This window comes from Rhodococcus erythropolis NBRC 15567 (assembly GCF_001552595.1).
Classification (GTDB): Bacteria; Actinomycetota; Actinomycetes; order Mycobacteriales; family Mycobacteriaceae; genus Rhodococcus_F; species Rhodococcus_F erythropolis.
Genome location: NZ_BCRM01000031.1, coordinates 23,858 through 35,547, shown reverse-complemented (window position 1 = coordinate 35,547; position 11,690 = coordinate 23,858). Strand labels below are relative to the sequence as shown.

The 11,690-nt window shown below is 60.9% G+C and carries 13 protein-coding genes; 10 read left to right on the top strand and 3 right to left on the bottom strand.

What is annotated here, in order from left to right:
• The first annotated feature begins 100 nt into the window (after positions 1-100).
• The 5 genes from RE4_RS27105 to RE4_RS27085 all read left to right on the top strand — a co-directional run bounded on the left by RE4_RS27105 (position 101) and on the right by RE4_RS27085 (position 4,334).
• Positions 101-1,168 (top strand): Lrp/AsnC family transcriptional regulator, encoded by a 1,068-nt coding sequence (locus RE4_RS27105; RefSeq protein ID WP_225989443.1) that lies wholly within the window; start codon positions 101-103, stop codon positions 1,166-1,168.
• A 51-nt stretch (positions 1,169-1,219) separates the two neighbouring features.
• A complete protein-coding gene (locus RE4_RS27100) occupies positions 1,220-1,780 on the top strand; it encodes a TIGR03086 family metal-binding protein (protein WP_020968193.1) in 561 nt (186 codons plus the stop codon).
• 51 nt (positions 1,781-1,831) lie between these two features.
• The gene (locus tag RE4_RS27095) at positions 1,832-2,440 is read left to right on the top strand and encodes a TetR/AcrR family transcriptional regulator (RefSeq protein ID WP_060939685.1); all 609 of its coding nucleotides are present in this window, start codon (positions 1,832-1,834) and stop codon (positions 2,438-2,440) included.
• Position 2,441: 1 nt separating this feature from the next.
• Positions 2,442-3,338, top strand: coding sequence for a tRNA glutamyl-Q(34) synthetase GluQRS (gene gluQRS / locus RE4_RS27090; protein ID WP_060939684.1), 897 nt, complete (start codon positions 2,442-2,444; stop codon positions 3,336-3,338).
• Positions 3,339-3,593: 255 nt separating this feature from the next.
• Complete coding sequence (locus RE4_RS27085; RefSeq protein WP_060939683.1) at positions 3,594-4,334, top strand: EAL domain-containing protein; 741 nt, start codon at positions 3,594-3,596, stop codon at positions 4,332-4,334.
• Between the two features lie 28 nt (positions 4,335-4,362).
• Here RE4_RS27085 and RE4_RS27080 read toward each other — a convergent pair whose 3' ends face one another.
• Positions 4,363-5,016 carry a DUF4190 domain-containing protein gene (locus RE4_RS27080; protein ID WP_020968190.1) on the bottom strand — a complete coding sequence of 218 codons (654 nt, stop codon included), beginning with the start codon at positions 5,014-5,016 and terminating at the stop codon, positions 4,363-4,365.
• 130 nt (positions 5,017-5,146) lie between these two features.
• Between RE4_RS27080 and RE4_RS31820 the strand changes: the two genes are divergently transcribed.
• From RE4_RS31820 to RE4_RS27065, 3 genes are all read left to right on the top strand, one after another.
• Positions 5,147-5,869 (top strand): RDD family protein, encoded by a 723-nt coding sequence (locus RE4_RS31820; RefSeq protein ID WP_060939682.1) that lies wholly within the window; start codon positions 5,147-5,149, stop codon positions 5,867-5,869.
• A gap of 10 nt (positions 5,870-5,879) precedes the next feature.
• Positions 5,880-6,824, top strand: coding sequence for a hypothetical protein (locus RE4_RS27070; protein ID WP_229757068.1), 945 nt, complete (start codon positions 5,880-5,882; stop codon positions 6,822-6,824).
• A gap of 117 nt (positions 6,825-6,941) precedes the next feature.
• Positions 6,942-7,676 carry a queuosine precursor transporter gene (locus RE4_RS27065; protein ID WP_127159958.1) on the top strand — a complete coding sequence of 245 codons (735 nt, stop codon included), beginning with the start codon at positions 6,942-6,944 and terminating at the stop codon, positions 7,674-7,676.
• Here the strand turns inward: RE4_RS27065 and tgt are convergent.
• Entirely contained in the window at positions 7,667-8,956 is a 1,290-nt protein-coding gene (gene tgt, locus RE4_RS27060) for a tRNA guanosine(34) transglycosylase Tgt (protein ID WP_060939681.1), read from the bottom strand. The two genes, RE4_RS27065 and tgt, sit on opposite strands and share 10 nt — an antisense overlap.
• Before the next feature lie 68 nt (positions 8,957-9,024).
• Positions 9,025-10,374 (bottom strand): UDP-glucose dehydrogenase family protein, encoded by a 1,350-nt coding sequence (locus tag RE4_RS27055; protein WP_060939680.1) that lies wholly within the window; start codon positions 10,372-10,374, stop codon positions 9,025-9,027.
• Between the two features lie 157 nt (positions 10,375-10,531).
• Here RE4_RS27055 and RE4_RS27050 point away from each other — a divergent pair, with 157 nt between their 5' ends.
• Positions 10,532-11,056, top strand: coding sequence for an FAD synthase family protein (locus RE4_RS27050; protein ID WP_225320234.1), 525 nt, complete (start codon positions 10,532-10,534; stop codon positions 11,054-11,056).
• A gap of 41 nt (positions 11,057-11,097) precedes the next feature.
• Positions 11,098-11,685 carry a hypothetical protein gene (locus RE4_RS27045; protein ID WP_127159957.1) on the top strand — a complete coding sequence of 196 codons (588 nt, stop codon included), beginning with the start codon at positions 11,098-11,100 and terminating at the stop codon, positions 11,683-11,685.
• The last annotated feature ends 5 nt before the right edge of the window (positions 11,686-11,690 follow it).

Sequence of the window (11,690 nt, the reverse complement as noted above, 5' to 3'; positions counted from 1 at the left end):
TTTCACAGCACGAACGCGGTGGGCACTTGCCACCGCGTTCTGCCCTTCGAGCATGAATGAAGTGATCCCAGACACAATGAAGATGCACGATACTTGCAACATGATCGAAGAAACGCAGGATTCCGCCGTGCTCGACGACGTCGACCTCGCCCTGATCAATTGCCTGCAACTCGACCCGCGAGCGTCGTGGCGCACGGTTGGTGACGCGCTCAAAGTTGATCCGGTTACCGTCGCGCGCCGCTGGCAACGGCTACAGGACTCCGGCACCGCCTGGGTCTCCGCGAGGGCAACTGGCCACGGCCGTCCGGAATCGTGTCTGGCTTTCGTGGAAGTCGACTGTACGACTTCGAACGCCTTGGCGATTGCGGAACGTCTTGCCCGCTGGCCGCAGGTTCTGAGCGTCGAACACACTAGCGGCCCAGGCGACTTGACTCTTCTCGTCGAGGTCAGAGACATGGCTTTCCTGTCGCGTTTCCTGCTTCGCTCACTCGCGTCGGTGCCCGGGATCGTCAGTTCGCGTGCGCACCTCGTCACCGAGGTCTTCGCGATCGGAGACGACTGGAAATTGCAGGTACTCGATGCCACGCAGCGGGCGGTGATGACAGACCGGCCTGTGCGCTACAAATATGCTCCGACGGATCAGCGCCATCACGGGAAGACTTTCGACGCGGTCGACCGCCAATTGATATTGAAGCTGGGCGAGGACGGTCGATCCTCGATTGCCGAGCTCACGGTCGGTACCGGCCTCAGCGAAAGTACGGTCAGGCGGCGACTTGCCGAACTGACGTCGCGCAACCAAATTGTGTTCCGCTGCGACGTGTCTCTACCGCTGTCCGGCTGGCCCCTCGTGACCTGGGTGTGGGGATATGTCGATCCCACGGACCGGTCGACGATTCGTGCTCTGGTGGAGCGAGTGCCTGGAACACGAGTGTGCATGCGGATATCCGGTGGACGCGCCAACACACTGCTCGCGATCGCCGCACACTCCCTTCGCGAAACTCCCATTACCGAAGTACAACTCGCACAAGAGGCACCGGGCCTGGTGGTGCTGAACAGGTCAGTGGTGCTGCGATCGATGAAGAGGGTGGGCCGACTTCTCGATGACGAAGGCAAGAGCGCCGGGGTCGTACCGATGGACATCTGGGCGGAAGCCCCGGAGATCGAGTGAATGTCCGAAATAATCAATCATGACGCGCCGCGGTGGAGAAGGATTGCTGTCATGACTTCAACAGAGATCTCCCCCGCCCAGCGTTATCGGGATCTGGCCGCCGGATTCACGGCGCGGATCGACGCCGTACCCGCCGACCGCTGGGACAACGATTCCCCCTGCGAGGGCTGGACCGCCCGCGACGTGGTGAGACACGTGCTCGACAGCGAACGAGACATGGTCAAGGTAGTCGGCCTGGAATTGGCACCCGGTCCGTCGGTCGACGACGACCCGTCGGCAGCCTGGGCGGCCGTCCGAGATTCGATGCAGGCCATTCTGGACGATCCGGCAAAGTCCACCCTCGAATACGACGGGCACTTCGGCCGGACCAACCTCGGGGCCACGGTCGAGGGGTTCTTGTGTTTCGATCTGGTCATCCACGGTTGGGATCTCGCAGCCGCGACCGGCACCGATACGACGATGCGTGACACGGACGTGGAGTGGGTGTCGGAGATCGCCGCGGGCCTCGGCGAGTCGATCCGCATGAGCGGTGTGTGCGGCCCGGAAATACAGGTTCCGGACAACGCTGACAAAGCGACGAAACTCCTTGCCTTCCTCGGCCGGAAGGCGTGAAAAAGTACCCCTGACGTGGGCATTACTTCCATACACATGTAATGTCGCGGTATGCCGGAACGCCGAAAATCCTCCACGAGTCCAGACCTGCTTGCGGCGGCATTGTTCGATGTCGCCGCGGAATCCGGACTGGAAAATGCCAGCGTTCGCGAGGTCGCAAAACGGGCGGGTGTCTCGATCGGCGCAGTGCAACATCATTTCTCGACCAAGGACGAGATGTTCGCATTCGCACTGCGAACACTCGTCGATCGATTGTTGACCAGACTGGCCGAATCGTCCGCCGACGCGGACCCGCATACCGCCCTGTTCCAGGCGCTCTCGCAACTCCTGCCCCTCGACGAGCAACGCACGCGTGAGGCGCATGTGCTCGCCGCGTTTGCCGTGCGCGCCGCAACCAGTGAGTCACTCTCCGAAATCCGCCGGACAACCCTGTTCACAATCCGCACCGGCATCTCGACAGTTCTGATCGGGATCGGAACTCCGGAAGCGGAAACCAGAGCGGCACTTCTACTTTCAACCGTCAATGGATTGGCCCTCGACGCACTCGGAAGCCCCGCCATGTATCCGCCGCAGTACCTCGATCACGCTTTGGAAACCCAGATCCGCCTCACCCTGCAGGACGCCGAGAACCCGCTCGCCTCCGTCGGGCTCGCCAGCTGACGTGGCCGGAGCAGGACGCTTCGCGCCGAGCCCGTCCGGCGATCTCCATCTGGGAAACCTCCGTACCGCCCTCTTGGCCTGGCTGTTCGCCCGCACCAGCGGGCGCGACTTCCTCATTCGCGTCGAGGATCTCGACCGTGTCCGACCCGGCTCGATGGAGCGACAACTCGACGATCTGCGCAGGCTCGGCCTCACATGGGACGGCCCAGTCGTCTTACAATCGCACCGTCTTCCCTTGTACCACAACGCTATCGAGCTACTACGCGAGCGCCACCTGACCTATCCCTGCTTCTGCACACGCAAGGAGATCCTGCAGGCACCGTCCGCTCCCCATGCTCCCGATGGCGCCTATCCCGGCACTTGCCGGAACCTGTCGGCGGCCGAACGCGCCGAGAAATCGGCAAGCGGCCGATCCCCCGCGCTGAGGCTACGGGCCGACATCGATTCGTTCACCGTGCACGACGAACTGTTCGGCGAGGTGACGGGGCAAGTCGACGACGTCGTCCTGCTCCGCGGAGACGGCGTACCCGCCTACAACCTCGCCGTTGTCGTCGACGACGGTGCGCAGAACATCGATCAAGTGGTCCGCGGCGACGACCTCCTGACCTCGGCGCCGCGTCAGGCGCACCTTGCTCAACTGCTCGACATCGAACCGCCGTCGTACGCCCACGTTCCTCTCGCGTTGAACAGTGAAGGCAAACGACTCGCGAAGCGCGACGGCGCAGTGACTCTGGCCGATCAACTCGAGGCCGGACGCAGTGCCGAACGGGTCCTGACAATGATCGCGTCGAGCATCGGTCTCGCTGAACCCGGCGAAGTTGTCACACCACCCCAATTGGCGGATCGATTCGACTCTCGCAAGATCCCCCGAACCCCGTGGATTTTCCCGGCGAAGTAAGTGAAGTTTCAATCGGCACCTCGTCGGGACAAAAGCTCGATTGTCCGATATGACAAAGCCGTCCGCAATAGCTATTCGTTGGCAATTCTCGATTAGTGAAGTACGGTCAAGACTGGCGAAGGAAATTCAGGGCGAGTAGTCCCTGCAAAACTACGCCCGGGATCTGAACCTGGGATCCGACCGCAGTACCCACTTGCAGCATCCACGCTGACACGCACGTGCGGCACGGGCGACTCAGGACGAAAAGGAATACGCATGGTCCGCGAGCTTCGCGAGGCACTCGACGACCATCAATTCGAGGTGTTGTATCAACCCCAGGTCAATCTGAACTCGTCAGCAATTATCAGCTATGAAGCACTTCTGCGGTGGCGCCATCCGCTTCGAGGGTTGATCGAACCCCAAGATTTCATGCGCTCCGCCGAATCCTCTGGGCTCATCATTCCCATCGGGCTGCAGGCTCTGGACATGATCTGTGCCCAAACAGCGTCGTGGCCTGAGCACATGATGGTCGCGGTCAACTTTTCACCTCGCCAACTCGCTACCCCGCACGCCGCTCACGAGATCCTCGGAGCGCTGGACAGTTCAGAAACCCCACTGAGCAGAATCATCGTGGAAGTCACCGAACTCGGCGTCGTGGGTCGGCATGCCGCCGAGACCCTTCACGTCTTGCATAACGAGGGAATTCGAATCGCGCTGGATGATTTCGGGGCGGGCTTCGCGTCTTTCTCCGCGTTGTCGGAATTGCCGCTCGACATTCTCAAGGTCGACCAATCCTTGACCTGGGCCGTCAGCGCAGCGGGTCGTGCTGGAGACCGCGCCTTCATGGTCATGGAGTCAATCGCCGACATCGCGCGGAAGCTCGGGCTTGATTCGATAGCCGAGGGCGTCGAAACCGCGGAACACGCAGCCAACGTCTTGCAGGCCGGCTGCGACATGGGCCAGGGCTATTACTTCGGGAAGCCGCTTCCTGCGTCGTCCATAGTCACTCCCGTGTGAGCGCCAGCCACTTCAGTACGACGCCACTTCAGTACGACGACGATGCGCTCGCGATGAGTGCGACCACGAGAATCACAGCAAAAATGGCCAAGAAGGTTGCTCCGACCGCAATTCCGGCTATCGCAAGCCCGCGTCCCTCTTGACCTGTCTGCTTGATCTGATTGAGCGCGACAATTCCCAAAATGATTCCGATGATTCCGCCGAGACTGTAGAAGCAACCGCCTGCAAGCGATACCACCAACGACGCAATTGCGAGACCATTGGTGCCGACTGGCTGCATCGGCGGGATGTATCCACCAGCGAATTGGTTCGGTTGACCGTACGCATTCGGCGGTTGACCGTATTGGGGCTGTCCGTACTGAGCTTGTCCGTATTGTCCGGGTTGCTGATATTGATTCGGCTGATATTGATTCGGCGGTCCGAAATTCTGCGGCGGCAGGTATGGATTGGGTTCACCAATTCCACCCGGCTGAGGCGTATTACCGGTTGGGTTGTACGACGGCGGCGGATAACCCGGGTACTGCTCGTTGGGAGTGGTATATCCGGGAACTTCAGGTGAAGACTGCGTTTCGGACGGGGACACGCCGTACCCCTCGGGCGGCAGGCTCGGAAATTCTCCGTATCCAGGTTTTGCCTGGTAATCGCTCGAAGAATCGTCGTTGTTGCCCCCAGAACTCGTCATACAACGCAGCCTAAACCACAGGTGACCTCCGAATCCAAGTGAGCAGATGTCATCCACATCGCTCTTTGATCCCAGTAGGGTCATATCCACTGTCACACTCGAGCGCGATATTTACGACTGAGGGGAACACATGACAACCGGCGGGTACGACCCCAACCAGAATCCAGAAGGAGGGAAGCAATTCCCACCCCAGGATCCATATGGCCAGCAGGGAACACCTCCTCCCGGAAGTTACCCACCTCCCGCAGGCCCCCCGCAGGGCGGTAGCTACCCGCCTCCTCCACAGGGCGGGAACTTCCCGCCCCCTCAGGGTGGCAACTACCCGCCGCCCGGTGGATACCCGCCGCCTCCGCCGGGCGGCAACTTCCCGCCGCCTCCGCAGTTCAACGACCAAGGTGCGTACGGCGGAGGAAATCGACTGCCCTCGGGTGCTCAGCCGGGTGATCTGTGGATTCGACTCGGCGCCCGCATCATCGACGGAATCATCGTCGGCATCATCGCCGCGATTCTGGCTCTCTTGGTCAGTGACTCCGACAGCTTGATTCTGATCTCGGGACTGTTCTCGGGAATTCTGACCTTCGCTTACTTCATCGCAATGGAAGTAACGCAGGGTCGGACTTTGGGAAAGATGATTCTGGGCCTTTCAGTGCACGGTCCGGGCGGCGCACCTCGCCCCTCCGTCCAGCAGTCTGCGATTCGCAACGCCTTCACGTTGCTCTCGATCATTCCGATCATCGGCGGAATCCTCGCGCTGGTCGCCTACATCGTCATCGCGGTCACCATCAACAACAGCCCCACCAAGCAGGGCAAGCATGACGAGCTCGCTGGTGGGACTCAGGTAGTCAAGGGTTAGGTAGACATATATGACAACCGGTGGGCAAGACCCCAACCAGAACCCAGAAGACGGGAAGCAATTCCCACCCCAGGATCCGTACGGCCAGCAGGGAACACCCCCTCCGGGGAGTTATCCTCCACCGGCCGGTCCTCCGCAGGGTGGAAGTTATCCCCCGCCCGGCGGCTACCCGCCGCCCCCACAGGGCAACTTCCCTCCACCCCCGCAGGGTGGAAGCTATCCCCCTCCCGGCGGAAACTACCCGCCTCCCGGTGGGTACCCGCCTCCTCCCGGTGGTGGCAACTTCCCGCCTCCGCCCCCGAATGACTACGGCGCAGGCTTCGGCGCCCCCCAGCTTTCTGTGGGTGCGGCAATTTCCTACGGCTGGAACAAGTTCAAAGACAACGCACTGGTCTGGATCGGGATCTCGATCATCGCTTTTCTGATCGCCGGACTCATCCAGGGTGCTTTCAACGGCTTCGACTACACCAATACCGAATTCAGCGCGCTGTCGATCGTGGGTGGATTGGTCACCGCAATCGTCGGCTACATCATCCAAGCCGCATTCCTTCGTGGAGCGTTGAGCGAATTGGACGGAATCAAGCCGGCTTTCGGCACCTTCTTCCAATTCACGAACATCGGTGCAGTTGTTCTCGGCGGTTTCCTTGTCGCCGTCGCCACCTATGTCGGTTTGGTTCTGTGCATCATTCCCGGCATCATCGCGGCGTTCCTGCTCTACTACACGCTGACCTTCATCGTGGACAAGAATCAGGATGCGATTTCGGGCATCAAATCGAGCTACGCGTTGACCTCGTCGAACGTCGGAACGTTGATCCTGCTGGCGCTCGCTCTGATCGGTATCAACATCATCGGCGCACTGCTGTGCGGAATCGGTCTTCTCGTGACGGCGCCCGTCGCGCTGATCGCCAGTACCTACGCATACCGCGTGCTGACCGGCGGCCATGTAGCTGCCTGATCAGTTCGTTTGCATCACCGAAGGCCCTGCGGTTCCACGTGAAACCGCAGGGCCTTCGGTGTGTTCTGCGCAACTGGACGGTCGCCAACTCGCATCCGAGCGCCTTGTGGTGCTTGGATGACGGACGTGACAGCTCAGGATCAGCAAGACGAATCGACCCAGGAAACCAAATTTGCGCACGTCAGCCGGGGTTATTACCCGACAATCGTCGCGCTCTTCACCGCAACGCTGCTGATCTCGAACGTGGCGGCGACAAAGGGGGTCGCCTTCTTTGCGGATTCCGACTTCTCGCTCGGTCCCTTGCAGATTCTGCCCATCATCACCGATGGTGGATTCTTCTTGTTCCCGCTTGCCTACGTCCTCGGTGACGTACTCAGCGAGGTGTACGGCTTCAAAGCGACCCGACGCGCGATCTACCTGGGCTTCGGCGCACTGATTCTTGCCGCCGCGTGCTTCTGGATCGCTGTGCAACTCCCGTCGGCAGAGTTCTACGAGAACCAGGCCGCCCTCGAAACCGTGGTCGGCGTCATTCCCCGGCTGCTGGTCGCAGGATTGGCCGCCTACCTCGTCGGCCAGCTGCTGAACTCCCTGGTCCTGGTCATGATGAAAAAGCGCATGCAGGAGAAGCACCTGTGGGCGCGGCTGATCGGCTCGACCGTCGTCGGCGAATTCGCCGACACCCTCATCTTCTGTTCCATCGCAGCCGGTGTCATCGGCATCAGTACGTGGGAAGACTTCATCAACTACGTGCTGGTCGGCTTCCTGTGGAAGACGCTTGTCGAGGTTCTGGTCATGCCGATCACCTACCGCGTCATCGCCTACGTGAAGAAGCGCGAACCGACCTACGTCTGAGGTGCAGGCGTCTTCGCCGCATAGAACTTTCCGAGCATGTCCGCTTTGAAGTCGTGGAAGTATCCGCCTTCGATGCTGGCTCGGATGTCGTCGACCAACTTCACGGTGAATCGCTCGTTGTGGATGGTGCACAGCGTCGACGCGAGCATTTCCTTCGCCTTGAACAGGTGATGGATGTACGCGCGGGTGTAATTGGCGCAGGTGTAGCAGTCGCACTCGTCGTCGATAGGCGTGAAGTCACGACGGAATCGGCTGGTATTGATGTTGAACCGGCCGGAGCGGACGTAGATCGCGGCATTGCGAGCAACACGCGACGGATTGACGCAGTCGAAAGTGTCCGCGCCGTTCTCGATTGCGACGAAGAAGTCGTCCGGTTCACTGATGCCGAGCATATGACGCGGCTTGGTCTCGGGTAGTTCCTCGTTACACCAACGCACAATTGTGCCGAGGTTCTGCTTCTCGAGGGCGCCGCCGATGCCGTAGCCGTCGAAACCGTATCCGTTCTCGCCTTCGATCGACTCGAGGCCACGGCAGGCTTGACGACGCAGATCTTCGTACTGCGCGCCTTGGATCACGCCGAAGAGAGCCTGATAGGGCTTGTCGGCGCGTTCGACAGTGAGCTTCTCGTGCTCGTTGATGCAGCGGATCGCCCAGGCCTGCGTGCGCTCGACCGATCGCTCCTGATAGCCGCGGGTGTTGAGCAACGTGGTGAGCTCGTCGAACGCGAACATGATGTCGGCACCCAGCTGATGCTGAATCTGCATCGACACCTCGGGGGTGAACCGATGCTTGCTGCCGTCGAGGTGCGATTTGAACGTCACGCCCTCGTCGTCGACCGTCGCGAGACGCTCCTTGCCCTTTGCGATGACGTCGTCGGACTGCACGCCGACGGCTTCCATCGCGAGCACCTTCTTGAACCCGACGCCAAGGGACATCACCTGGAAGCCACCGCTGTCGGTGAAGGTGGGCCCGTCCCAGTTCATGAACTTGCCCAACCCGCCGGCCTCGTCGACGATGTCGGGTCCCGGCTGCAGGTACAGGTGGTACGCATTAGCGAGCAACGACTGCGCACCGAGTTCCTTCATGGACTCCGGCAGCACGGCCTTGACCGTGGCCTTGGTTCCGACGGCCACAAACGACGGAGTCGCGATATCGCCGTGCGGTGTGTGGATGGTGCCGGTTCGTCCGAGTCGGTCCTCGAGCCTGGTCCCTATCGTGAAGATCGACTCGGGACGCTTCGAAGGAGACGCGTCAGACTGAGGCTGTACTGCAGAATTCACGTGCCAATCCTGTCATAACTGCGAATACTGCCGCCGCGGCATGCTCGCGACGAGCACCTTCGACAGTTCTACTGCGCCGCCAGAACAGTGGTGTCCGAAGGTTGTCGTCGGCCCACTCCGGTCCACGTGAGACCCGCTCGCGTCAGGACGTCTCGGTCGAGCAGATTTCGGGTGTCGATCACTCGAGGAGTGCCCATCGCTGCGGCGATCCGCGGCCAATCGAGCGTGCGGAACTCCGGCCACTCGGTCAGCACCACGGCGGCGTCGGCTTGTGCGCCTGCGGCATACGCGTCGGCGACCAGTTCGATACCCTCCAGTTCCGGATACGATATCGATGTGGGGAGTGCGGGATCGAACCCGACCAACTCTGCGCCCGCTTGCCGCAGTAGAGCGGCGATCATCAAGGCTGGAGAATCACGAAGATCATTGGTGCCGGCTTTGAAGGTCAAACCGAGCAGTGCCACGCGAGTGCGGGTGAGCGAGCCGTTTCGATTGCCCGTCACAGCCAAACGAATCTTGTCCACCATCCGCTGACGTTGACGGGTATTGGTATCGATCGACGCCCGCATGAGACGGAACTCGAAATCAGCAGCATCTGCCACCTGGAGCAACGCTTGGGTGTCCTTCGGCAGACACGATCCACCCCACCCTGGGCCAGGATTGAGAAACTCACGACCGATCCTACGGTCGTAGCTCATACCTTCGGTCACATCCAGTATGTCTGCACCGAGTCGCTCGCACAGTTCAGCCACCGCGTTGACGTACGACAACTTCATCGCCAGAAATCCGTTGGCCGCGTACTTCACCAGTTCGGCACTGGCCGAATCGGTGAGCACAGTCGGCGCGCCGAGCCTGGAGTAAAGCGCCGCGACGCGTTCTGCCGCGTCCTGTGCCTCCCCACCCACGACGATTCGATCGGGGTTGAGGAAGTCGCGAACCGCGGTGCCTTCTCGCAGAAACTCTGGATTACTGGTGACCGCGACATCGGATCGACCCAACAACTCCGCAGTTCGCGCGGCGGTGCCGACTGGGACGGTGGATTTGTTCACGATCACACAACCGGCCGGGAGCGTATCGCGGATTTCGTCCAGTACCGCCTCCACAGCTCGCAGATCCGCAACGCCGCCGACGCCCATCGGCGTTGGCACACAGAGGAATACAACCTCGACGCCTTCCGCATGTTGTTCGACTGCGACTGCTGCGCCGACAGTGAATGCCAGACGCCCGGCAGCAAGGCCTTCCGCCACCAGGTCCGACAGGCCGGGCTCGAGGATGTCCACCCTCCCATCCTGCAACCGCCGAATCTTCTCCTCGTCGACATCGGCGCAGATCACATGATGTCCGAGTGACGCCAAGCACGCACCCGTCGTCAGCCCCACATACCCCGTACCGACGACAGCTATCCGTCGCGCAAACACTTAGCCTCCACTGAAATCGGCCATCCCCCGGACCGCAATAATGTTGCGGTCAAATTGCCCACACGGGCTGCACTGACGCTATTCTCTAGCATACATTGAGAAGCTTGACGTCCAACCTGGTAGACAGACCAAGCATACTCAACTCAGCAATCAACCAGTGACCACAACACCGAAACCGGACATACATGAAAAAGCGGCTAGCTGGCACGCACAGCAAACTTCACGCAAGAAGGCGGCCATGACACGTCGCATCGGTTATGCACCCGGCGTCTACGACATGTTCCACATCGGGCACCTCAACATCCTCAGCCACGCAGCGAGCCAATGCGACTACCTGATTGCAGGAGTTGTATCCGATGAGATGGCACGCCTGGCCAAAGGTCGTGACCCGGTGATTCCGCTAGCCGAGCGGATCGCGATCGTGGCGAGCATCAACTGCGTCGACGAGGCTGTCGCCGAAACCAAGCCGCACAAGATCGACACCTGGCGCGACGTGGGATTCGATGCGATCTTCAAGGGGGATGACTGGCGAGGAACGCCGAAAGGCCTTGCGCTGGAGCAGGAATTTGCCGCAGTCGGCGTCGAGGTGGTCTATTTCCCCTACACGCTCGACACCTCCAGCACCCTGCTGCGCGCAGCTCTGGAAAAGTCCGTCAAATCGCGACAAACCGGGACTCGGTAGCGCATGAATCACAGAAAACAGCACGAAGCAGGCAGCAATCGATGAGAACAGCACATGTGATTCACAAGTCCGCCTCGGCGCCTCGGATGGTCGGAGTGTCAGCACTGCTGGTGATAGCTGCGCTGACGGGGTGTTCCAGCCCAGCTTCCGATACATCGAACGGTGACAGCGTCACGCCACCAGGCGTCACCGTGGGCACGCCACCGCCGCCGGGTATCACCGAAGACCGCGCCGAGGACATCTCCACGCTGCCACCAGTGCCGGTCGACCACCCGAGCCCACTGGCCAACGGTCTCGAGGTCACCGCGGTGACTACCGAACCGCTCGAACTCACGGCCAACGGTCCAGGTGAGATCGCGGGCAGCGGCTTGAGCGTGACGCTCGACTTCGTGAACAAGTCCACCACGGACATTTCGCTGGACAGTCTGACCGTCAACGCCTACTACGGCGACCGACTGCCGGCGGCACCCGGCGCGACCGACACAGCCACGCCGGTCAGCGGACTGCTTCCTCCTGGCGACCACCAACAGGGTGTCTACGTGTTCCAGGTACCGGAGGACGGGATCGACACCGCCGTATTCGAAGTGGGCCACAGCAATTCCCAGAACGTCATCGCCGTCGCTCGCTGATGGCG

Coding starts and splice junctions, on each gene's coding strand:
- RE4_RS27105 (WP_225989443.1), top strand. CDS start 101: ATGATCGAAGAAACGCAGGATTCCGCCGTGCTCGACGACGTCGACCTC.
- RE4_RS27100 (WP_020968193.1), top strand. CDS start 1,220: ATGACTTCAACAGAGATCTCCCCCGCCCAGCGTTATCGGGATCTGGCC.
- RE4_RS27095 (WP_060939685.1), top strand. CDS start 1,832: ATGCCGGAACGCCGAAAATCCTCCACGAGTCCAGACCTGCTTGCGGCG.
- RE4_RS27085 (WP_060939683.1), top strand. CDS start 3,594: ATGGTCCGCGAGCTTCGCGAGGCACTCGACGACCATCAATTCGAGGTG.
- RE4_RS27080 (WP_020968190.1), bottom strand. CDS start 5,016: ATGACGAGTTCTGGGGGCAACAACGACGATTCTTCGAGCGATTACCAG.
- RE4_RS31820 (WP_060939682.1), top strand. CDS start 5,147: ATGACAACCGGCGGGTACGACCCCAACCAGAATCCAGAAGGAGGGAAG.
- RE4_RS27070 (WP_229757068.1), top strand. CDS start 5,880: ATGACAACCGGTGGGCAAGACCCCAACCAGAACCCAGAAGACGGGAAG.
- RE4_RS27065 (WP_127159958.1), top strand. CDS start 6,942: ATGACGGACGTGACAGCTCAGGATCAGCAAGACGAATCGACCCAGGAA.
- RE4_RS27045 (WP_127159957.1), top strand. CDS start 11,098: ATGAGAACAGCACATGTGATTCACAAGTCCGCCTCGGCGCCTCGGATG.